This window comes from Tsuneonella amylolytica (genome assembly GCF_003626915.1).
Taxonomy (GTDB): Bacteria; Pseudomonadota; Alphaproteobacteria; order Sphingomonadales; family Sphingomonadaceae; genus Tsuneonella; species Tsuneonella amylolytica.
Genome location: NZ_CP032570.1, coordinates 750284 through 770534 on the forward strand (window position 1 = coordinate 750284; position 20251 = coordinate 770534).

Sequence of the window (20251 nt, forward strand, 5' to 3'; positions counted from 1 at the left end):
GACGTTCGTGGACCTTGTTCTGATTTCAATTGTCCTGGGGGCGCTGGCGGTCGTTTACGGTTTCGTCACCAGCCGCCAGGTGCTGGGCGCAAGCGCCGGCAACGCGAAAATGCAGGAAATCGCCGCCGCCATCCAGGAAGGCGCGCAGGCCTACCTCAAGCGGCAATACACCACGATCGCCATCGTCGGCGTCGTCGTCGCGGTGCTCGTCGGGCTGTTCCTCGGGCCGATCTCGGCCATCGGCTTCGTGCTCGGCGCAATCCTGTCGGGCGTGGCGGGCTTCATCGGCATGAACATCTCCGTACGCTCAAACGTCCGCACCGCGCAGGCCGCCTCGACCGGGCTGCAGGAAGGCCTGACGATGGCGTTCCGCGCGGGCGCGATCACCGGCATGCTGGTGGCGGGCCTCGCACTGCTCGCGATCGCCGTGTTCTTCTGGGTCCTCGTCAACGCGATGGGGCTGGCGGCGAACAGCCGTGCGGTGGTCGACGCGCTCGTCGCGCTGGCCTTCGGTGCCTCGCTCATCTCGATCTTCGCGCGCCTGGGCGGCGGCATCTTCACCAAGGCCGCCGACGTCGGCGCCGACCTCGTGGGCAAGGTGGAAGCCGGCATTCCCGAAGACGATCCGCGCAACCCGGCGGTCATCGCGGACAACGTGGGCGACAACGTCGGCGACTGCGCCGGCATGGCGGCCGACCTGTTCGAGACCTACGTCGTGACCGTGGGCGCCACGATGGTGCTCACCGCGCTGCTCCTCAAGGGCCTCGGCGACCTGTTGCTGCCGATGATGAGCCTGCCGCTGCTGATCGGCGGCGCGTGCATCCTGACATCGATCATCGGCACGTATTTCGTCCGCCTCGGCGGGGGCAAGAACGTGATGGGCGCGATGTACAAGGGCTTCCTCGTCACCGCGGTCCTTTCGATCCCGCTGATCTGGCTCTGCATCGAGACCGCGATCGGCACTGGCACGGAAATCACCCGCAGCCTCGCGGATGTCAGCGCCGGTCAGCCAACCGCGGAAGAAGGCCTCGCCGAACAGGTCGTCACCTTCACCGGCATGGACCTGTTCTGGTGCTCGCTGCTCGGCCTCGTCATCACCGGGCTGATCATCTGGATCACCGAGTATTACACCGGCACCAATTACCGCCCGGTGCGCTCGATCGCCAAGTCGTCGGAAACCGGCCACGGCACCAACGTGATCCAGGGCCTCGCGATCAGCATGGAAGCGACCGCGCTGCCCACGCTGGTGATCGTGGCGGGCATCGTCATCGCCTACCAGCTCGCCGGCCTCATCGGCATCGCCTACGCGGCGACCGCGATGCTGGCGCTCGCGGGCATGGTCGTGGCGCTCGACGCCTACGGCCCGGTCACCGACAACGCCGGAGGCATCGCCGAAATGGCGGGCCTCGACGACAGCGTGCGCGAGAAGACCGACCTGCTCGACGCGGTGGGGAACACCACCAAGGCGGTGACCAAGGGCTACGCGATCGGATCGGCCGGCCTCGCCGCGCTGGTGCTGTTCGCCGCCTACACCACCGACCTCGGCGAGTTCTTCCCGAACCTCGACGTCGATTTCAGCCTGGAGAACCCATACGTCATCGTCGGTCTCCTGCTGGGCGCGCTGCTGCCCTACCTGTTCGGTTCGATGGGTATGACCGCCGTCGGCCGTGCGGCGGGCGACGTCGTCGTCGATGTGCGCGAACAGTTCAAAGCGAACCCGGGCATCATGACCTACGAGACGAAGCCCGACTATGCGCGCACTGTCGACCTCGTCACCAAGGCGGCAATCAAGGAGATGATCGTCCCCTCGATGCTGCCGGTGCTGGCGCCGATCGTGGTCTACTTCGTCATCACCGCGATCGCGGGCCAGGCCAACGGCTTCGCGGCGCTGGGCGCGCTACTGCTGGGCGTGATCGTGGGCGGGCTGTTCGTCGCGCTGTCGATGACCGCCGGCGGCGGCGCGTGGGACAATGCGAAGAAGTACATCGAGGACGGCAACCACGGCGGCAAGGGCTCCGAAGCCCACAAGGCCGCGGTGACCGGCGATACCGTGGGCGATCCCTACAAGGACACCGCGGGCCCGGCCGTGAACCCGATGATCAAGATCACCAACATCGTGGCCCTGTTGTTGCTGGCGGCACTGGCCGCCGGCGGCGCCGGCTGACACACGCACCAGTCGTTCACGGATAACGCGAGGCCCGTCCCGTTTTCGAACGGGGCGGGCCTTTGCATGTGCGCGTTAAATCTTCCCTCAGCGATATGCCGTATGGGCGGCCGCGATGGAGCATCCGGTCCGGCCATACGACGTGCGTGATCCGCGGGCGGACCTTCTCGAGGTGCGCCCGTGGCGCTCGCCGCCCGGCGGCTCCGGATGGGATGGGCTCGCGGTCCGCGCTTCCGAACCCAACCCGTTCGCCGAACGATGGTGCCTGGCGCCCGCACTCGCGGCGTTCGACGCGGCGGGCGGCGCGATGCTGGCGCACTACACCGTCGGCGGCGAGACCACGGGCATCGTCCCCCTCGCCCGGTCGGCCCGTTACGACCGCTATCCGCTGCCGCACATCGGAAACTGGCTGCATGCCAACGCCTTCCTCGGCACCCCGCTCGTCGCCGCGGGGCACGAGCACGGGTTCTGGCAGGCGCTGCTGCAATGGGCCGACGACAACGCCGGTCGCGCGCTGTTCCTTCATTTCGAAGGGCTCGCCGCCGAAGGTCCGCTGTTTGCCGCCTTGCGCGACGTATGCACCGCACAGGGGCGGGCCCGGGCCATCGTCCACCGTCACGACCGCGCGCTTCTGCGATCCGATCTTTCGCCCGAGGCCTATTTCGAAGGATCGATGAGCGCGAAGAAGCGCAAGGAACTGCGCCGCCAGGCCAACCGCCTGGCCGACGAAGGGACCGTTGCCTTCGAGCGCCGGGAGGATGCCGCCGGGCTCGATCGCTGGACCGCCGAATTCCTCGCGCTCGAGGCGGCGGGGTGGAAAGGGGCCCAAGGCTCGGCAATGGCGAGCGATCCCGCCAAGGCCCGCTTCTTCGCCGATGCGCTCGCCGGTGCCGCCGCCGCCGGCAAACTGGAACGGATCGCGATCCGGCTCGACGGCCGGCCGATCGCGATGCTGGCCAATTTCCTCGCCCCGCCCGGCGCGTTCAGTTTCAAGACCGCCTACGACGAAGGGCTCGCGCGGTTTTCGCCCGGCGTCCTCCTGCAGCGCGAGAACCTCGCGTTGCTCTCCCGCCGCGATATCGCGTGGACCGATAGCTGCGCCGCGCCCGACCACCCGATGATCGAGCGCATCTGGCGGGAAAAGCGCACGATCGTGCGCACCAGCATCGCCATCGGCGGCCGCGGCCGCCGCGCGCTCGCATCCGCTATCTTCGCCGCCGAGACGCGCGGCCAATCCCGGGGACAGTAACACCGATGGACGCCCAGACCGGCTTCACCGCGACCGACACCGCCGTCTTCGACGCCGATGCCCGCGCGCATTTCGCCGCCGCCTATCCCGAAACGCCCGGCGTCATCCGCCACAATCTGGCCGACAGCCCCCTGATGACGCTCGACGCGCTTGCCGGCCTCGCCGGTCGGCTGCCCCCCGCGTCGATCGAATACAACCGCGGCGACCTGCCGATCGGGGTAGACGGCAAGCCGGGCGGCACCAGCGTGGGGATCGAGGATACGATCCGCCACATCGCCATCAGCAACAGCTGGGCGGTGCTGAAGAACATCGAACAGGTGCCCGCCTACCGCAACCTGCTGCTGGCGCTGTTGGGCGAACTGCAGCCTCTCATCGAGGCGAAGACGGGCGCGATGCTGCGCCCACAGGGGTTCGTGTTCATCTCCAGCCCGGACGCGGTGACGCCGTATCATTTTGACCCCGAACATAATATTCTGCTGCAGCTGGTCGGCAGCAAGACGATGACCCAGTTCCCCGCCGGGGTCGACCGGTTCGCGCCCGATACCCTACACGAAGGGTATCACATCGGCGGGCCGCGCGAATTGCAATGGCGCCATGATCTTGCCGACGGGGGCACCGCGTTCGCGATCGCGGCGGGCGAGGCGGTGATGGTGCCGGTCATGGCCCCGCACCACGTCAAAAACGGCCCCGCCAGCTCGATCTCGCTGTCGATCACCTGGCGCAGCGACTGGTCCTTTGCTGAGGCCGATGCGCGCTGCTGGAACGGCGTACTCCGCCGCTGGGGCCTCAACCCCCGCCCGCCCGGCCGCTTCCCGGCGACCAATCGCGCCAAGGCGGCCGCGTGGCGCATATGGCGGCGGCTGCCGAGCACGAATTGACGCGCGCGTAAGGCTGCCCCAAGGGCGTGGACATGACCGATACCCCCGCCCAGCTCACCGACGAAAGCCTCGTCGCCGACCTCGTCGCCCTGCTCGATCCCGCACCGCTCGGCGACGACCGGTTCGAAGGCGCGCGCAAGAAGGGCGGTCACGGCCGCGTCTTCGGCGGGCAGGTGATCGCGCAGGCGCTGATCGCCGCCGAACGCACCGTGGACGAGGACCGCGCGGCCCACTCGCTCCATGCCTATTTCCTGCGCGGCGGCAGCGAGGACCATCCGATCACCCTGGAAGTAGATCGCCAGCTCGACGGCGGCAGCTTTTCCAATCGCCGGGTCGTCGCCAGCCAGCCCGACGATAACGGGACGATGCGCCCGATCCTGAACCTTGCGGCGAGCTTCCAGAAGCATCAGCCCGGCCTCGAACACGAGCGGGTCGACATTCCCGCAGTCCCCGGCCCCGAGGAACTGCGCAGCGACGAGGAACTGCGCAACGAGATCGCCCCCTCGTTGCCCGAGCGGGTCCGCCGCGTGTTCGCCGAGCCGCGCCCGATCGAGATCCGGGCCACCACCGGCCGTCACTGGCTGAGCGAGGGGCCGCAGGAGCCGGTGCAGAATTCGTGGTTCCGCGTGCGCGCTCCCCTGCCCGACGATCCGCGCATCCACCGCGCGGCGCTGGCCTACCTCAGCGATATGCAGTTGCTCGGCACCAGCATCATGCCGCACGGGCTTAGCTGGATGCGCGGCGAGGTGAAAAGCGCCAGCCTCGACCACGCAATCTGGTTCCACGCGCCGTTCCGCGCGGACGAATGGATGCTCTACCACTGCGACAGCCCGTGGTCCGGCGGCAGCCGCGGCTTCAACCGCGGGGCGATCTTCCAGGACGGCCGGCTGATCGCCAGCGTGGCGCAGGAAGGCATGATCCGCCGGAACGAGCCCCGCACGCGCTGAAACCTTTCGGAAACTAACCGAGTCTTAACCCCGCTCCCCGACTGTTTCCCCACCATAAGGGGAGCGCAATCACAGTGGCCATCGACGCGGTATTTCAACAGGACGACGAACGCGGCAATGCGCGGCGCACGCTGCGCCTCGGCGTCGGCGGGCGGCTCGGCGATGCGAGCGCGATCGCGGTCACCGTCCGCAACATCTCGGCCAGCGGATTGCTGATCGACACCCCCGCCCAGCTCGCGGACGGGGACCGCTTTGCGCTCGACCTGCCCGAAGCGCCCGATGCCGTCGCCACGGTCGTGTGGTCCGACGGAAGCCTCTTCGGCTGCCGCTTCGATACTCCCCTGTCGTCCGCCGCCCTCAGCGCAGCCGAACTGCGCGGCGAGCCGACCGATCCCGACGGGCAGGCGAGCGAGGACTTCGGGGAGCGCATCCACCGCCTGCGCATCGAGCGCGGACTGTCGCTGGCCGATATCGCCCAGCGCCTGGGTGTGTCGAAGCCGACGGTGTGGGCGTGGGAACACGGCAAGGCGCGCCCGGTCGATCGCCGCCTCCCGGACCTTGCCCAGGCGCTCGGCGTGACACCCGGCGGCCTCGAGCCGGCCATCAGCGGCCCGCCCGAAGTCCTCGAGCGCAGCCGCCGCAAGATCGCCGAAGCCTACGGCGTCGATGCGGCCAAGGTCCGCATCATGATCGAACTCTGACACGCGAAACCGCTTGCCATCTTAACTCGGAATCGAGCAGGACGAGAACGTGGTTAACGAATCGTTTCTGTTGATAAATCAATTCGTTAGTTTGGACTAACGAAAAACGGAACGACCGTCGCTACACCGCCGGGGGCTACCGCCTCTGTTCGCCGTCTCGCATTAGGGCATTGGTGCGGGACAGGGGGTTTCGTTAGTTTTCCGGGTTTCGCGAATCGGGTTCCGATCGCATGCCCGGAAGACGCCATAGGGGGCGTCGGAAGCGAATGAGGGGCACTTTCTCGCCGGGTGAATACTCGGCGCTCTATGAGCTCGTGGCGGGCAGTCCGACCGATCTCGTTCTCAAGACCGATCCGCGCGGGCACATCGTCCATGCCACTCCGGCGAGTGCGCGGCTGGGCCTTGCCTTCGCGGGCGATCCGGTCGGCCGCCACCTGCTCGAACTGCTGCACCCGTCGTGCGCCGAGATCGTCATTGCCGAGCACGGCGCAGCGGTCGCCGGACGGACGGGTACCGGCTGGATCGAGGTTCTGGCGATCGCGCAGGACGGGGCGCAGCGCTGGCTCGAGATGAAGCTGGGCCCGCTTCCTGCCGGACGGGGGGCGCTGGGGCTCCTGCGGTCGATCGAGGATCGCAGGTCCCTGGAGGACCGGCTCTTCACCGCCGAGATGACCGACCCGCTGACCCGGCTCACCAACCGCGACGCGTTCACCCGCATGCTGGCGCACCTCGTGGAGCGCGGAGCGGCCGGGCACCTCGCGCTGTTCGATCTCGACCACTTCCGTTCGATCAACTTGCGCCACGGACACAGCGGCGGGGACCGCGTGCTGGTTGCTTGCGCCCGGCTCATGCGGGCGCTGCTGGGGCCCGACGACATCATCTCGCGCACCGGCGGCGGCAGTTTCGGCGTTCTCCTGCCGGGGGCCGACGCGGGCGGAGCGCGGTCGGCCTGTGAGAGCGTGGTCGCGGCGCTGCGCGAACTGGGCGCCGAAGTGCCGCGCGGCCTTCGCCTGACCGCCAGCGCCGGCCTCGCCCGGATTGCCGGAAGCGCCGATGCCGCCCTGCGCAATGCCGAACTCGCGCTGCTCGCCGCCAAATCGCGCGGCCGGGCCCGGGTCGTGTGCGCCGAAGGGGCCGCAAGCCCGTGGTCGCTCGGCAAGAGCTGCCACTGAGCGGCCGTTTCGCACGCGCCGAAACGGCGCTGCGGAACGGCTATTCGGCGGAATCCGGTTCGCCCGGCGTCACCCGTCGAGCTTGGCGCGCAAGACCTGGTTGACGACGGCCGGGTTGCCCTGCCCGCGCATCGCCTTCATCGTCTGGCCGACGAAGAAGCCGAACAGCTTGTCCTTGCCGCCGCGATATTCGGCGACCTTGTCGGCGTTGGCGGCCAGCACCTCGTCGATGACCTTCTCGATCGCGCCGGTGTCGGACTGCTGCTTGAGCCCTTCCGTCTCGGCGATCTCGGCGGGGTCGCGGCCGGTCTTGAGGGCGATCTCGAAGATCTCCTTGGCCTGTCCGCCGCTGATTTCGCCCGCGCTCTGCATGGCGAGGATGGCCGCCTGCGCAGCGGCGGTGGCGTGCGCCGGGTTCGCCCCGCCCATTGCGTTCATCACGCCGGGCGCGACCGACAGCGTCCAGTTGGCGACCTGCGTAGCGACGTCCTTGTCGCTCTTCCCGAGCTTCCCGGCGGTTTCCGACAGGAGTTGCTCGAACCGCGCATACGTTTCCACCTCGGCGGTCAGTTCGCGCGCGTTGTAGTCCGAGAGGCCGAGCGCCTCGACGTACCGGGCGCGCTTGGCGTCGGGCAGTTCGGGCAGGCTCTGACGGCATTCGGCGAGGAAATCCTCACTGAGCTCCAGCGGCAGCAGGTCGGGATCGGGGAAGTAGCGATAGTCATGCGCGTCTTCCTTCGACCGCATCGAGCGGGTGGTGCCGGTGCCCGGATCGAACAGCCGGGTTTCCTGCACCACCGTGCCGCCGTCCTCGATCAGGTCGACCTGCCGGCGGGCCTCGTGCTCGATCGTCTGCATGACGAAGCGGACCGAGTTCACGTTCTTCGTTTCGGTACGGGTGCCGAATTCCTCTCCCGGCTTGCGCACGCTGACGTTTACGTCGGCCCGCATCGAACCTTCTTCCATGTTGCCGTCGCACGATCCGACGTAGCGCAGGATCGACCGCAACTTGCGCACGTAAGCCCCTGCTTCGGCGGGCGAACGCATGTCTGGCCTACTGACGATCTCCATCAGCGCGACGCCGCTGCGGTTGAGATCGACGTAGGACAACGAAGGGTGCTGGTCGTGCATCAGCTTGCCCGCGTCCTGCTCGACGTGGATCCGCTCGATCCCGATCACCTTGTCCGCGGGGATGCCGGCCTTCTCGTCCGCCTCGATCGTCAGCGAGCCTTCGCCCACGATCGGATGGTAGAGTTGGCTGATCTGGTAGCCCTGCGGAAGGTCCGCGTAGAAGTAGTTCTTGCGGTCGAACCGGCTCCATGCGTTGATCTGGGCGTCGATCGCCATGCCGGTGCGCACGGCCTGCCGGATGCATTCGCGGTTGGGCACCGGCAACATGCCGGGCATCGCCGCATCGACGAGTGACACCTGGCTGTTCGGCTCCGCCCCGAAGGCGGTCGCGGCGCCCGAGAACAGCTTGGCATTGGAGGTGACCTGCGCGTGGACTTCGAGGCCGATCACGACCTCCCATTCGCCCGTGGCGCCCTGGATGCGGTAGGTGCTCACCACCATTTCTCCGGCTTGGCGTTGAACTGCGCGTGGCTCTCGATCGCGAGTCCGGCGTTGAGCACGCCTTGCTCGTCGAAGGCGCGGCCGATGATCTGGAGGCCCAACGGCAGCCCTTCGGAGTTCAGCCCGGCCGGCACGCTCATCGCGGGCAATCCCGCCAACGAAGCGGGCACGGCGAAGACATCGTTGAGGTACATCGCCAGCGGATCGTCAACCTTGTCGCCGAGCGGGAAGCTGGCGGTCGGCGTCGTGGGTGCGAGGATTACGTCGCACTGCCCGAACGCGGCCGCGAAGTCGTTCGCGATCAGTGTGCGGACGCGCTGCGCCTGATTGTAATAGGCATCGTAGAAGCCTGCCGACAGCACGTAAGTGCCGATCATGATCCGGCGCTTCACCTCGTCGCCGAAACCGGCGGCGCGGGTGGCGGCGTACATGTCCTGCAGGTTCGCGCCGTCCGGCAGGTCGCGCAGGCCGTACCGCACGCCGTCGTAACGGGCGAGGTTGCTCGAAGCTTCGGCAGGGGCGACGATGTAATAAGCGGGCAGCGCGTACTTGGTGTGTGGCAGGCTCACCTCGACGATCTCGGCGCCTGCGTCCTTCAGCCAGGCAATGCCGTCGTCCCAGCTCTTGAGGATGTCCGCGTCGGTGCCGTCCATCCGGTATTCGCGCGGGATGCCGACCTTCTTGCCGCGGAGGTCGGGATCGAGGCCCGCTTCCCACTGCGGCACCGGCATGTCGAGGCTGGTCGAATCCTTGGCATCGAAGCCGGCCATCGCCTCCAGCATGATCGCGCAATCGGTGACGTCGCGCGCCATCGGGCCCGCCTGATCGAGGCTGCTGGCGAAGGCCACGATGCCCCATCGGCTGCAGCGGCCGTAAGTCGGCTTGATCCCGGCGATGCCGGTGAACGCGGCCGGCTGGCGGATCGAGCCGCCGGTGTCGGTGCCGGTCGCCGCCGGGCACAGCCGCGCCGCGACCGCGGCCGAGCTGCCGCCCGAGGAGCCGCCGGGGGCGAGGCCGGCATTGGCCCCGTCCTTGCGCCACGGCGAGATCACGTTGCCGAAATAGCTCGTCTCGTTCGACGAACCCATCGCGAACTGGTCGAGGTTGAGCTTGCCCAGCATGCCCGCGCCCGCATTCCACAGGTTCGCCGACACGGTGCTTTCGTACTCGGGCACGAAGCCTTCAAGGATGTGGCTCGCCGCGGTGGTCTGCACGCCCCTGGTGGCGAACAGGTCCTTCATTCCGATGGGCACGCCGGCGAGCTTGCCGAGGTCCCTGCCCGCCGCGCGGTCCGCATCGACGGCCCGTGCGGCCTCGACCGCCAGATCGGGTGTGGCGACGATGAAGGCGTTGAGCGCGTCCTGCGCGGCAGCGACGTTGGCGTTGAAGCCTTCCGCCACCTCCACCGCGGTGAAGTCGCCGGCGCGCACCCCGTCGCGGATTTCCTTGACGCCGAGTTCGGTCAGGTCGGTCATTTACTCGATCACCTTGGGCACGCCGAAGAAGCCGTGTTCGGGCGCGGGGGCGTTGGCCAGCACCGCGTCGCGCACGCCGCCGCCGGTCAGCGGGTCTGCATCGATCACGTCGTCGCGCAGGCGCTGGTGGTTCGGGATCACCGCGGTCATCGGCTCGACGCCGCTGGTGTCCACCTCGCCGAGCTGTTCGACCCAGGCGAGAATGTTGTTGAATTCGGGCACCAGCCGGTCGAGCGCGGCATCATCCATCCGGATGCGCGCGAGCGAAGCGATCTTGGCCACTGTTTTGCGGTCTACTGACATGGCCCGGGCCCTAGCGACCGGTCGGGGCCCCTTCAAGCGCCCTTGCGGGATCGAGCACCTCGATCGGCTTGCCGTTCACGAAGAGCGTCTTGCGCGGGACCGTGCGAACCTCGACCGTGTCGCCGTGCCGGTAGAGCGTGGTCTGGGCCCGCAGGTCCGTTTCGATGTCGGGTTCGAACTGGCCTTCGGCATCGATTATCACCACGTTCGCCGTGATGCCGCCCAGTATGGCGAACCGACGGCCGCCGCGCGCGGGGCCCAGATCGATGACATAGCACCCCTGCGCGCAGCGATAGCCGTCGGTGGCGAGGTTGCGATAGACCCGGTCCTTCACGGCGGGATCGGCGGTGCGGACGACGATGAGGCCGCGGTCGGTCCGGCGCGGTTCCACCTGTGTGACGCGCCTGTCGCGCAAGGCCAGCCGCGCCAGCCGAGCGACCTGGGGCCGGTCGCTTCGCCCTAGGGCTGCAAGCGCCTTGCGCCCCGCATCTCCGAACTCCCAGCGCAGCGCCTCGTAGTCGAATGCCTCCGCGCTGACCGTGCCGCGTTCCAGCCGCGCCACCTGCTGGCGCGCGCCGATCGCCCCGAAGTCGAAGATCGGCAGGGCCAAAAACAGCGCCACGGCCGACACAAGCACCGCCAGGTTCAGGTTCGCGCGGCGCAGGTTCTCCTGCCATCCGTGCCGCCGGCCCCGCACCGCCGCCACGAACCATGCAAGGCCGCAGGCGGTCGCCACCGCGATCGCGACGATGCCCCACAGCCGTTCCGGGCTGAGCCCGTGCTGGGCCACCCGCGTCCCCATCGACACCGCGGCGAAGACGGTGAGCGGCAGGATGCTGAGCGCAAGGACGCGCGCCGCCAAACGCAGGGCCCGGTTACCGCTGCTCTCGCCATCGTCCTCGCGCAGGATCGCATTGGCCAGCACCCATGCGCCGGCCGCGCAGGCGAGCAGGACCGGCGTCGCACTGCGTGTCGCTTCCCACAGGACGTCGGGGCCCGAGACGATCATCGCAGCGAGGAACAGCGCGAGCCCCGCCGCCAGCGGCACGGCAAGGATCGACAGGACGGCCATCACGACCGTGCGCAGCGTGCCGATGATCCCGATCTCGTTGCGCAGCGTGCCGAGAGCCGCACCCAGCGCCGCGCCGGAGAATGTCGCACCGAACCACCCCTCGCGCATCAGGTCGCGCAGCACCTCGATCTTCAGCAGGTGGAACAGTTCGGACAGCAGCGACAGCAGCAACCACGACGCACCCAGGAACACTACGCTGCCGGCAAGGCAGATGGCATCGTCCCAGACCTGTCGGTGGATACGCGCGTACGGGGTGGCGAAACGGGTGCGGTGAAACCCGGCCTGGAACAGCGGCAGAGCGATGCCGGTCGCGGCCAGTCCGGCGAGGAACCCGTATTCAGACCCCGCATGCGCATCGCCCGAACCGACAGCGCGCCACGCGAGGCCTGCCATGACGAGGCCCGCCAGCGCGGCGAAGGCAAGCGGCCCCCGCCACCGGTCCCGCTCGAGCGAGAATGCGAACGCGCCTGCACCGAAGAACACGAATGCTCCGAGCGCGGCGCGCCAGCCTTCCTTCGTGTCGGGACCGTCGCCGCCGGTCGCGGCCCATATCGCGAGACCGGCAAGCGCGAGCAGTCCGGCCAGCAGCCACGGCCGCACGGGCCAGCGCGAACCCGTAACTGCGTCACCGCTCGCCGGGTCGATCGTTTGCTCGGTCATCGTCCACTTCGCCTGTTCGGGGTCGACGATAGCTGGCACGGCGCGCCGCTCAAAGCATGAGCGGGAGGTGAGTAAACGCTGAAAAGCGCCTTACTGCTGCGGCGCGGGCGGGCCTGCCGGAGCCTCGGCGCCGCCCTGCTGAGCCTGCATCATCTGCTGCAGCGCCTGGAACCGCTGGGTCGCCTCGGCTTCGCTCATGAAGTCGACCATCTCGACATCGAACGTCAGGTTCGCGTTCGGCGGAATCGGCGAATTCGGCGGCGGGGCGTCGCCATAGGCGTCCTTGGCCGGGATATTGACGACGTACTTGCCGCCCTTCTGCATTTGCTGCAGACCTTCGGCGAAGCCGGGGACCACGCCCGAAACCTGCATCGGCATCCCATCGGGGATGATGCCGCCGGTCGGGAACGGCAGTTCCTTCGAACGGTCGAACTCGGTCCCGTCGGCCAGCGTGCCGACGTATTTGATGAAGACGACGTCCGACGGACCCGGGCGCGGCCCGGTGCCTTCGGTGATCGTGTCCACGGTCACTCCGTCGGGCACGCTGGCGAAGGCGATACCCGCACCCAGCAGCACGGCGACGACGACACCGAGCCAGAGCTTGGTCAGCGACCCCTTGGCGATCGGCTGAAGGGGAACGCGGGTGATCTCGGTCATCGTGATATCCTGAAAGGGCCCGGAACGACGAAAGGCGAACTGCTAAGGGCGAACGACAAAGGGCGCGGATTGCTCCGCGCCCCGATGCCTTATCGTGATGTGTCGTGCAAGGAGCCTTACTTGACCCCGTCGCGCTCCATCCGCTTGCGCTCCATCTTGCGGGCGCGGCGCACGGCGGCGGCCTTTTCACGGGCGCGCTTCTCGCTCGGCTTCTCGTAGTGGCGACGCAGCTTCATTTCGCGATAGACACCCTCGCGCTGCAGCTTCTTCTTGAGCGCGCGCAGGGCCTGATCGACATTGTTATCGCGAACCATGATCTGCATAAAAAGTCCAACACCTCACTGCAAAAGCCCAGAGCCCGCATCGAATGGCGGGGTAACGCCCTTGTATACATACGAAAAAAGCGGCGCATCCGTTCCCGGACGCGTCCGAACCGGGGCGCCCTTAACCGTGCACGGGCGATTCTGCAACCCTTACGGGCACTTTGCACGAGGGCTCCGGCCCCGCTAAGGGCTGCTCGATGACAGCTCCCAGTCCCCTGACGGCCAGCGCAATGGTTTTCGCCGGAGGCGGAGCGGGCGCCGTGCTCCGCTATCAGCTCGGCCGTGCGATGACCGGCGCGCTGGGCCCCGCCGCCGTATCCGCCTTTCCATGGGCCACGCTGGCCGTGAATGTAATCGGGAGCCTGGCGATGGGCCTCCTGGCGGGCTGGCTGGCTAAGGCGGGGCCCGGTGCGGGGGAAACCTGGCGGCTCGTCGTGGGCGTAGGTTTTTTGGGGGGCTTCACGACGTTTTCCGCCTTCAGCCTCGAGCTGATGCTGCTGATCGAGCGCGGACAGGCGGGAAGCGCGTTCGCCTATGCCGCGGTCTCGGTGCTGGCGGGGCTCACCGGCCTCTACATCGGCCTCATCGCGATGCGGCTCGCTTGATGACCGACCAGAGCACCGACAACGTCCGCCAGTTCACCGTCGGGTCCGACGACGAAGGCATCCGGCTCGACCGCTGGTTCAAGCGGCACCTGCCGCAGATCGGCTTCGCCACCGTCAGCCGCTGGGCCCGCACCGGGCAGGTCCGCGTTGACGGCAAGCGTGCCAAGCCGGAAGACCGGCTTGCCGCGGGCCAGGTGCTGCGCGTACCGCCGGGCGGCGACGTGCCGCGCAGCAAGGCGGCCCCCGCGCGGCGCGAGCTCTCCCCCGAACAGATCGCCGAGGCCGAGGCCATGGTGCTGGTGCAGGACCGTGCGGCGATCGTGCTCAACAAGCCGCCCGGCCTCGCGACCCAGGGCGGCACCAAGACAACCGCCCACGTCGACGGCCTGCTCGATGCCTTCGTGGAGGATGGCGGTCCGCGCCCGCGGCTCGTCCACCGGCTCGACAAGGATACCAGCGGCGTCCTGCTGATCGCCCGCACCCCGGGCAGCGCGGCGTTCTTTTCCAAGCGGTTCTCGGGCCGAAGCGCGAAGAAGGTCTACTGGGCGCTCGTCATGGGCATTCCGGAGGTCGGGCACGGCCTCATCGAAGCGCCGCTCGCCAAGCAGCCGGGCACCGGCGGCGAGAAGATGCACGTCGACGAGGAAAACGGCCAGCCGGCCCGCACCCGCTACCGCGTGATCGACCGCGCTGGCAACCGCGCCGCCTGGGTGGAGCTCGAACCGCTGACGGGGCGCACGCACCAGCTGCGCGCCCATATGGAAGCGATCGGCCACCCGATCGTGGGCGACGGCAAGTACGGCGGCCGCGAGGCGTTCCTGACCGGCAGCATCAGCCGCAAAATGCACCTTCATGCCCGGCGGTTGATCATCGATCACCCCGACAAGACGAAGCTCGACGTCACAGCCCCGCTGCCCGAACACTTCGCCGCGAGCATGGAGCAGCTGGGCTTCGACGAAACCCTGAGCGACGCCTCGCCCACCGAAGGCCCGCCGGAACGGACGAAGGACGAGAAGAAGCAGGCCGCGCGCCAGCATGCCAAGCAGCTTCGCAAGTCCAAGCCCACCCGTCGCGGGCGGGCCGAAACGCGTAAATCCATGGGGCCAAAGAAGGGCAAGCGCTGATGCACCCGAACCCGCTGTTCCGCAGCGAGGATCGCGGCCTGTTCGAAGCCCTGATCGACCAAATCGGCTTCGGCATGGTCTTCGCCGGCACCCCCGATGGCCCGCGCGTGGCGCACACACCGCTCGTGAGCACCGGTGACGGGGCGATCCAGTTTCACCTATCGCGCGGCAATGCGCTGACGAAATGGCTGGACGGGGAGACCGCGCTGTTCACCGTCAACGGACCCGACGCCTACGTCAGCCCGCGCTGGTACGCCGACCGGGCGACGGTCCCCACATGGGACTACGTCGCGCTGGAAATGGAAGGGCGTGTTCGGCGAATGGAGCGGGAGGGACTGGAAGCCCTGCTCCATACCTTCATCGAAAAGCATGAAACGCGACTGGGCGGTGAGAAATGGTCCGCCGACGAGACTCCCGCCGCGATGTGGGACAAGCTGCTCGGTGGCATCGTGGGGTTCGAGATGGAGGTGCAGGCCTGGCGCCCTACCTTCAAGCTTAGCCAGAAACAGCCCGCCGAGGTTCGCGAGACCATCGCCGAGGGGCACGAGGCGAACGGTGCCCCCGCGCTGGCCGCTCTCATGCGGAGCCTCGCGCCATGAAGCTGGCGGTGTTCGATTGCGACGGCACCCTCGTCGACGGGCAGGCCCCGGTCTGCGATGCGATGGAGGCAGCCTTCGCCCAAGCCGGCCTGCCCGCGCCGGGTCGCCACGCGGTACGCCGCATCGTCGGGCTCAGCCTGCCGCAGGCAGTGCGCGCGCTCGCACCCGATGCCGATCCGGGCCGGCAGGCCGCGGCGGTCGATGCCTACAAGATCGCTTTCCGTGCGGCGCGGGAGGAGGGACGGCTGGAAGAACCGCTGTTCGCCGGCATCGCCGACCTTCTCGGCCGCCTCGTCGATGGCGGCTGGACCCTCGCCGTCGCCACGGGCAAGTCCGACCGCGGGCTGACCGGCTGTCTCGCGGGGCACGGCATCGAAGGGCATTTCGCCTCGCTGCAGACCGCCGACCGGCATCCGTCGAAGCCCCACCCCGCCATGCTGGAGGCCGCGCTGTTCGAGACCGGCGCGCGTGCGGAAGAGGCAGTGATGATCGGCGACACGACGTTCGACATGGCGATGGCCCGCGCGGCGGGCGTGCGCGCGGTCGGTGTCGCATGGGGCTATCACGCCGCAACCGAACTGCGCACAGCGGGGGCCGAAGCCGTCGCTGCCGACGCCGAAGAACTGGAGACCTTTCTACATGGCTAGCCGCCCTCCCGAACACAGCACCGAAGGCCGGATGGAGCCGACCCCTCCCACCAATCAGGAGCGTGTCCGGTTCGCCTTCATATCCATCCACCGGCTCGTCGGGGCTGCGCTGATCGTGCTCGGCATCCTCGTTTTGCAGGGGGGGATCGACTGGTCGCAGAAGGTCGGGTGGGTCCTCCTTGTCGTGGGCCTGCTGGACTTCTTCATCGCGCCCCTGGCATTCGCGCGGTTGTGGAGGACACGGCCGGAATGAAGCGGTTCTGGAAGGACGCGACTGTCGAGGAGCGCGACGGCGGATGGCGGGTGCTGCTCGACGGGCGGCCGATCCGGACGCAGGCGACCGGCGCGCCGCAGGTGCTGCCCACGCCGGCGCTGGCCGAGATGCTCGCGGCGGAATGGCGCGCGCAGGGCGAGGACATCGATCCTGCGACTTTCCCGGCGCGCGACATGGCCGACTATGCGATCGATGCGGTCGCCGCCGACCCGGGCCGGACGATCGATACCGTGCTGCGCTATGCCGAGACCGACACCCTTTGCTACCGCGCCGATCCGGACGAGCCGCTGTGGAAGCGGCAGCAGGAGGTCTGGGAGCCGATCCTCGCCGCGTTCGAGGCGCGCGAAGGGCTGCGGATGGAGCGGGCCAGCGGAATTCTCCACCGCCCGCTCGCACCCGAGACGCTGGCGACTTTGCGCGACCGGCTGACCGGGCTCGATCCGCTGACGCTCGCCGCGCTGGAGACGATAACCGCGCTCGCCGCGTCGCTGGTCACCGGCTTGTCCGCACTGGAGGTAGATGCCGATCCGGCCGCGCTGTGGGCGGCTGCCGAACTGGAGGAAGCCTGGCAGGCGGAGCAGTGGGGCAGCGATTCCGAAGCGGAGGCGCGGCGCACCAAACGCGCGCAGGCGTTCCTACAGGCTCACGCGTTCGCGCATGCGATAAGGTGATCGCGGCGCGCCGGCATTTCGCCTAAGCAAAGGCGAATCGACCGCAAGAACGGTCAGGGATCGCACAGTCCAGGCTTACCGATCCAAGGGGTATCCCCATGCCGCGCAGCGTACCGGAATTCATCGATTTCTACGAGGTTCTGCACGTCGATCCCGGCTGCTCCCAGCGCGAGCTCGAGGTCGCGTTCCATCTTCTCGCCAAGCGGTTCCATCCGGATTCGCCCGACACGACCGACATCGACCGGTTCGATGAAGTCACTGCCGCTTACCGTGTGCTGCGCGATCCGGTCGCCCGCAAGGAGTACGACGACCGCTTCTTCCCGAACCGGCAAGAGACGATCACGAACGGCCGGTGCGACGACGCGGACGCGCTCGACGAACGGACCGCGGTGTCCGATGCCGAGATGCATTCGCGCATCCTGCTCGCGCTCTACAAGCGGCGGCGCGCGCACCCCACCGATGCCAGCGTCGGGCAGTGGCACCTGCAGCAAGCGATCGGGTGTTCGCCGGACTCGTTCGATTTTCACATGTGGTACCTGAAGTCGAAGGGCTTCGTCGAAGTCGCCGAGGACTCGGGCTTTGTCATCACGATCGGCGGCGTAGACGAGGTAATCTCGCAAAGCCGGGCGCACCGTGCCGAACGGCTGCTGCTGACACTCGCCGATCCGGACGAGGAAAACGGCGGCTCGCGCTAGGTCCCGCTCGCACCCGGCCGATCGCGCCGCTAAGGGGCGGCGGCAACCCGGGAACTTCCGATGGACCGATCGCTCCTCATCATCTGCGTGCTGACCGCGATCATCAATCTGATCGGCGCGCTGGCCTACGCCGCGCGCATCGCCGGTGTGCGGACCCGCAAGATCGCCATGAGCTTCGCGCTGTTCAACGCGCTGGTGCTGGTATCGCGGCTGTCGAACGGCTTCCTGGCGCCGCTGATCGCCAAGCGGGTCGAGAACGCCTTGGCGCGAGGGGCGGGCGCGCACCTGCAGGCCGACTTCCGCATCATCCTGCTGGCGACGACGCTGGGCGTGGTAGTGGGAATCGCGTTGGTCCCGGCGGCACAGAGGCTGATGGCGCGGGTGATCGAGGGAATGCAGCATCGCCGCTCGCTCGCCCGGGTGGCCTTGCGCACGTTCACGCCCGGCGGCCTTCGGACCCTGCGTGACTCGGCGACCCTGCCGAAGGTGCGCCGCCCGATGTCGCTGAAGCCGCCACGCGAGGTGGGCTGGAGCGTGCTCGCCGCCAACTGTTTCGCGCAGGCGATCCTCGTCGTCGGCGTCCTGGCGTCGATCTACGCCGGGTATGTCGAGCCGCAGTTCCGCGTCACCGCCTCGCAGCTGTCGGCATTGATAAACGGGTTCGCGACGATCCTGCTGTTCCTCGTGATCGACCCGCAGCTCTCGCTGCTCACCGACGACGTGATCGACGGCAAGACGAGCGAGGCGGCCTATCGCCGGTCAATCGTGTGGATATCGGGCAGCCGACTGGTGGGCACGATCCTGGCGCAGGCGCTGTTCCTGCCGGCCGCGCTCGCCATCGCGTGGGTCGCGGCGCGGATTTGAACCCGCCGCGCCGCCACGAAACCGGTCAGCGGACCCAGTCGGCAACCTGGCCTGCGACGTCGTTGGCCGCCATGTTGAGCGCTATGCCGACGGGCGCGGCTTCGGCCACGACACCGGGCACTTCGGCCGTGAAGCGGCGCGTGGTCACCTGGGTGCCGTTGACGTCGCGCACCGCGTCGAACGTCACGCGCACGCTTCCGGTCCGCGCGTCGTAGCCGAAGTCTTGCAGCGTGCCCCGCAGCTGGTTCGTGGGGGTCAGCGCCGGATCGTCGTAATCGATCACGAGCCGGCCGGTCTTGGCGCGGATGGTTTCGCCCAGCAGCTTGCGGAACAAACGCGTCGGTCGGTCGGCCCAGACGGCGTTTTCGACATAGGCGATATTGCTGTCGTCGATCTGCACCGGCACGCGCGTGACCGCCAGCTTCGCCGGGGCGTCGGGCTCGTTTATATGCAGCGCGCTGGCGACGTCGCCGTTGATCGTGGTGCCCGCCGGTACCGACGCCGTAGGGGTCAGGTTCAGCAGGCTTTCGGGCGTCTTCGGACCGAAGCTGATGCAGGCCGACAGCATCAGGACCGAGGCCGAGGCGAGTGCGATACGGGTCATGGTCATGGCGATACTCACTCGCTCGGGGTCGTTTGGGTGGACGTCACTTGGGCTTGTAGTCGGGCAGCTTCTGGCCGCCGATCAGGCCGCCTGCGCCCTGGCTGTTGATCTTTTCGGTCACTTCGCGGAGCGACTTGCTGGTTTCGCGCAGGTCCCGGATCGTCGCCTCGGCAGCGGGCAGCGTGCTTTCGGACAGCTGGCGGGCGGCCGGTCGCGCGTCCTCGAGGGTGGTCGACAGCGACTTGGCCGCGTTATCCGCGGACTGCAGCGTGGTGCGCATCTGCGCCGCCAGGCTCTGCCCTTCCCTGTTGAGGAGGGTGTCCGCCGATCCCATGACCTTTTCGAACTGGTCAAGTGCCTGGCTCGCCTCGCCCAGCGTGACCTGCAGTTCGGCCATCGTGCGCTGGACCTGCGGGGTCGCCTGCGCAAGGTCGGCGGTCATACGGTTGGTGTTGTCGAGGATACCCGCGATCGAGGCCTGGTTGCGGTCGCCCAGCAGCAGCGTCAGCCGTTCGGTCAGCGTCGCCAGCCGCTCGAGTAGCAGCGGCGCGTTCGACAGCAGTTCGCCCAGCCCGCCGGGCTTGGGCGGGATGACCGGCGCGCCTTCGGGGCAGGCCGTGGTCTCGCACGTGATCGGCTTGGCGCCCTTGCGCGCGCCGTCGAGCAGGATGGTGGAAACGCCGGTGAACGAGCCCTGCATCGTGGCGGTGGTGCCGACGAGGATGGGCACGTTGTCGTCGATCTTCACCCGCACGCGGACGAATTCGGGGTCCTTCTCCCACAGCTTGATCTCGCTGACCTGCCCCGCGGGCACGCCCGCGAAGCTGACCGCGGACCCCTTGGCAAGGCCGGCGACCGACTGCTTGAAGAAGATGTCGTACTCTTCCTGTTCGCCCTTGTTGAGGTTCGACAGCCAGACGAAGAACAGCGCAAGAGCCGCCAGCAGCGCCAGCGTGACCGCCCCCACCCAGACATTATTGGCCCTGGTTTCCATT

22 protein-coding genes are annotated in these 20251 nt (G+C 68.2%); 14 read left to right on the top strand and 8 right to left on the bottom strand.

The window, feature by feature from the left end:
* Positions 1-7 precede the first annotated feature (7 nt).
* From D4766_RS03840 to D4766_RS03865, 6 genes are all read left to right on the top strand, one after another.
* Complete coding sequence (locus D4766_RS03840) at positions 8-2164, top strand: sodium-translocating pyrophosphatase (RefSeq protein ID WP_120716259.1); 2157 nt, start codon at positions 8-10, stop codon at positions 2162-2164.
* 115 nt (positions 2165-2279) lie between these two features.
* Positions 2280-3413, top strand: a complete 1134-nt coding sequence (locus tag D4766_RS03845; protein ID WP_120716260.1) for a GNAT family N-acetyltransferase — start codon at positions 2280-2282, stop codon at positions 3411-3413.
* A gap of 5 nt (positions 3414-3418) precedes the next feature.
* Positions 3419-4291 carry a transcriptional regulator gene (locus tag D4766_RS03850; protein WP_120716261.1) on the top strand — a complete coding sequence of 291 codons (873 nt, stop codon included), beginning with the start codon at positions 3419-3421 and terminating at the stop codon, positions 4289-4291.
* A gap of 32 nt (positions 4292-4323) precedes the next feature.
* A complete protein-coding gene (locus D4766_RS03855; protein ID WP_120716262.1) occupies positions 4324-5238 on the top strand; it encodes an acyl-CoA thioesterase in 915 nt (304 codons plus the stop codon).
* A 74-nt stretch (positions 5239-5312) separates the two neighbouring features.
* The gene (locus D4766_RS03860) at positions 5313-5939 is read left to right on the top strand and encodes a helix-turn-helix domain-containing protein (RefSeq protein WP_120716263.1); all 627 of its coding nucleotides are present in this window, start codon (positions 5313-5315) and stop codon (positions 5937-5939) included.
* A gap of 266 nt (positions 5940-6205) precedes the next feature.
* A complete protein-coding gene (locus D4766_RS03865; RefSeq protein ID WP_162935646.1) occupies positions 6206-7111 on the top strand; it encodes a GGDEF domain-containing protein in 906 nt (301 codons plus the stop codon).
* 69 nt (positions 7112-7180) lie between these two features.
* Here D4766_RS03865 and gatB read toward each other — a convergent pair whose 3' ends face one another.
* The 6 genes from gatB to rpsU all read right to left on the bottom strand — a co-directional run bounded on the left by gatB (position 7181) and on the right by rpsU (position 13173).
* Positions 7181-8683 carry an Asp-tRNA(Asn)/Glu-tRNA(Gln) amidotransferase subunit GatB gene (gene gatB, locus D4766_RS03870; RefSeq protein WP_234024881.1) on the bottom strand — a complete coding sequence of 501 codons (1503 nt, stop codon included), beginning with the start codon at positions 8681-8683 and terminating at the stop codon, positions 7181-7183.
* Positions 8674-10158: an Asp-tRNA(Asn)/Glu-tRNA(Gln) amidotransferase subunit GatA gene (gene gatA, locus D4766_RS03875; protein ID WP_120716265.1), complete on the bottom strand. Its 1485-nt coding sequence runs from the start codon at positions 10156-10158 to the stop codon at positions 8674-8676. Before gatA ends, gatB begins: the two co-directional genes overlap by 10 nt.
* Positions 10159-10461, bottom strand: a complete 303-nt coding sequence (gene gatC / locus D4766_RS03880) for an Asp-tRNA(Asn)/Glu-tRNA(Gln) amidotransferase subunit GatC (RefSeq protein WP_120716266.1) — start codon at positions 10459-10461, stop codon at positions 10159-10161.
* 10 nt (positions 10462-10471) lie between these two features.
* Positions 10472-12232: a DUF4153 domain-containing protein gene (locus tag D4766_RS03885; protein ID WP_120716267.1), complete on the bottom strand. Its 1761-nt coding sequence runs from the start codon at positions 12230-12232 to the stop codon at positions 10472-10474.
* 51 nt (positions 12233-12283) lie between these two features.
* A complete protein-coding gene (locus tag D4766_RS03890) occupies positions 12284-12850 on the bottom strand; it encodes an FKBP-type peptidyl-prolyl cis-trans isomerase (RefSeq protein ID WP_120716268.1) in 567 nt (188 codons plus the stop codon).
* Positions 12851-12966: 116 nt separating this feature from the next.
* A complete protein-coding gene (gene rpsU / locus D4766_RS03895; protein ID WP_120716269.1) occupies positions 12967-13173 on the bottom strand; it encodes a 30S ribosomal protein S21 in 207 nt (68 codons plus the stop codon).
* A gap of 197 nt (positions 13174-13370) precedes the next feature.
* Between rpsU and crcB the strand changes: the two genes are divergently transcribed.
* The 8 genes from crcB (at position 13371) to D4766_RS03935 (ending at position 18652) form a co-directional block, all read left to right on the top strand.
* Positions 13371-13778: a fluoride efflux transporter CrcB gene (gene crcB / locus D4766_RS03900; protein ID WP_194955789.1), complete on the top strand. Its 408-nt coding sequence runs from the start codon at positions 13371-13373 to the stop codon at positions 13776-13778.
* Entirely contained in the window at positions 13778-14902 is a 1125-nt protein-coding gene (locus D4766_RS03905) for an RluA family pseudouridine synthase (protein WP_120716270.1), read from the top strand. Before crcB ends, D4766_RS03905 begins: the two co-directional genes overlap by 1 nt.
* Positions 14902-15501 (top strand): FMN-binding negative transcriptional regulator, encoded by a 600-nt coding sequence (locus D4766_RS03910; RefSeq protein WP_120716271.1) that lies wholly within the window; start codon positions 14902-14904, stop codon positions 15499-15501. The genes D4766_RS03905 and D4766_RS03910 overlap by 1 nt, the downstream gene beginning before the upstream one ends.
* The gene (locus D4766_RS03915; protein WP_120716272.1) at positions 15498-16148 is read left to right on the top strand and encodes an HAD-IA family hydrolase; all 651 of its coding nucleotides are present in this window, start codon (positions 15498-15500) and stop codon (positions 16146-16148) included. The genes D4766_RS03910 and D4766_RS03915 overlap by 4 nt, the downstream gene beginning before the upstream one ends.
* Positions 16141-16401: a hypothetical protein gene (locus tag D4766_RS03920; protein ID WP_120716273.1), complete on the top strand. Its 261-nt coding sequence runs from the start codon at positions 16141-16143 to the stop codon at positions 16399-16401. Before D4766_RS03915 ends, D4766_RS03920 begins: the two co-directional genes overlap by 8 nt.
* Positions 16398-17093: an ATP12 family chaperone protein gene (locus D4766_RS03925; protein WP_120716274.1), complete on the top strand. Its 696-nt coding sequence runs from the start codon at positions 16398-16400 to the stop codon at positions 17091-17093. The genes D4766_RS03920 and D4766_RS03925 overlap by 4 nt, the downstream gene beginning before the upstream one ends.
* Before the next feature lie 98 nt (positions 17094-17191).
* Positions 17192-17788 carry a J domain-containing protein gene (locus tag D4766_RS03930; RefSeq protein WP_120716275.1) on the top strand — a complete coding sequence of 199 codons (597 nt, stop codon included), beginning with the start codon at positions 17192-17194 and terminating at the stop codon, positions 17786-17788.
* Between the two features lie 60 nt (positions 17789-17848).
* The gene (locus tag D4766_RS03935) at positions 17849-18652 is read left to right on the top strand and encodes a lipid II flippase Amj family protein (protein WP_120716276.1); all 804 of its coding nucleotides are present in this window, start codon (positions 17849-17851) and stop codon (positions 18650-18652) included.
* A 25-nt stretch (positions 18653-18677) separates the two neighbouring features.
* Here the strand turns inward: D4766_RS03935 and D4766_RS03940 are convergent, their stop codons facing one another.
* Positions 18678-19262: an ABC-type transport auxiliary lipoprotein family protein gene (locus D4766_RS03940; RefSeq protein WP_325049114.1), complete on the bottom strand. Its 585-nt coding sequence runs from the start codon at positions 19260-19262 to the stop codon at positions 18678-18680.
* 37 nt (positions 19263-19299) lie between these two features.
* Positions 19300-20250 carry an MlaD family protein gene (locus D4766_RS03945; protein WP_120716277.1) on the bottom strand — a complete coding sequence of 317 codons (951 nt, stop codon included), beginning with the start codon at positions 20248-20250 and terminating at the stop codon, positions 19300-19302.
* Position 20251 lies beyond the last annotated feature (1 nt).

What these genes read in the sequence shown, in the direction of transcription:
- D4766_RS03910 (WP_120716271.1), top strand. Translation starts at nt 14,902, where the DNA reads ATGCACCCGAACCCGCTGTTCCGCAGCGAGGATCGCGGCCTGTTCGAA.
- D4766_RS03925 (WP_120716274.1), top strand. Translation starts at nt 16,398, where the DNA reads ATGAAGCGGTTCTGGAAGGACGCGACTGTCGAGGAGCGCGACGGCGGA.
- D4766_RS03845 (WP_120716260.1), top strand. Translation starts at nt 2,280, where the DNA reads ATGGAGCATCCGGTCCGGCCATACGACGTGCGTGATCCGCGGGCGGAC.
- D4766_RS03915 (WP_120716272.1), top strand. Translation starts at nt 15,498, where the DNA reads ATGAAGCTGGCGGTGTTCGATTGCGACGGCACCCTCGTCGACGGGCAG.
- D4766_RS03855 (WP_120716262.1), top strand. Translation starts at nt 4,324, where the DNA reads ATGACCGATACCCCCGCCCAGCTCACCGACGAAAGCCTCGTCGCCGAC.
- D4766_RS03905 (WP_120716270.1), top strand. Translation starts at nt 13,778, where the DNA reads ATGACCGACCAGAGCACCGACAACGTCCGCCAGTTCACCGTCGGGTCC.
- gatB (WP_234024881.1), bottom strand. Translation starts at nt 8,683, where the DNA reads ATGGTGGTGAGCACCTACCGCATCCAGGGCGCCACGGGCGAATGGGAG.
- D4766_RS03850 (WP_120716261.1), top strand. Translation starts at nt 3,419, where the DNA reads ATGGACGCCCAGACCGGCTTCACCGCGACCGACACCGCCGTCTTCGAC.
- D4766_RS03920 (WP_120716273.1), top strand. Translation starts at nt 16,141, where the DNA reads ATGGCTAGCCGCCCTCCCGAACACAGCACCGAAGGCCGGATGGAGCCG.
- D4766_RS03865 (WP_162935646.1), top strand. Translation starts at nt 6,206, where the DNA reads ATGAGGGGCACTTTCTCGCCGGGTGAATACTCGGCGCTCTATGAGCTC.
- D4766_RS03940 (WP_325049114.1), bottom strand. Translation starts at nt 19,262, where the DNA reads ATGACCATGACCCGTATCGCACTCGCCTCGGCCTCGGTCCTGATGCTG.
- D4766_RS03945 (WP_120716277.1), bottom strand. Translation starts at nt 20,250, where the DNA reads ATGGAAACCAGGGCCAATAATGTCTGGGTGGGGGCGGTCACGCTGGCG.
- gatC (WP_120716266.1), bottom strand. Translation starts at nt 10,461, where the DNA reads ATGTCAGTAGACCGCAAAACAGTGGCCAAGATCGCTTCGCTCGCGCGC.
- D4766_RS03890 (WP_120716268.1), bottom strand. Translation starts at nt 12,850, where the DNA reads ATGACCGAGATCACCCGCGTTCCCCTTCAGCCGATCGCCAAGGGGTCG.
- D4766_RS03935 (WP_120716276.1), top strand. Translation starts at nt 17,849, where the DNA reads ATGGACCGATCGCTCCTCATCATCTGCGTGCTGACCGCGATCATCAAT.
- gatA (WP_120716265.1), bottom strand. Translation starts at nt 10,158, where the DNA reads ATGACCGACCTGACCGAACTCGGCGTCAAGGAAATCCGCGACGGGGTG.
- crcB (WP_194955789.1), top strand. Translation starts at nt 13,371, where the DNA reads ATGACAGCTCCCAGTCCCCTGACGGCCAGCGCAATGGTTTTCGCCGGA.
- rpsU (WP_120716269.1), bottom strand. Translation starts at nt 13,173, where the DNA reads ATGCAGATCATGGTTCGCGATAACAATGTCGATCAGGCCCTGCGCGCG.
- D4766_RS03930 (WP_120716275.1), top strand. Translation starts at nt 17,192, where the DNA reads ATGCCGCGCAGCGTACCGGAATTCATCGATTTCTACGAGGTTCTGCAC.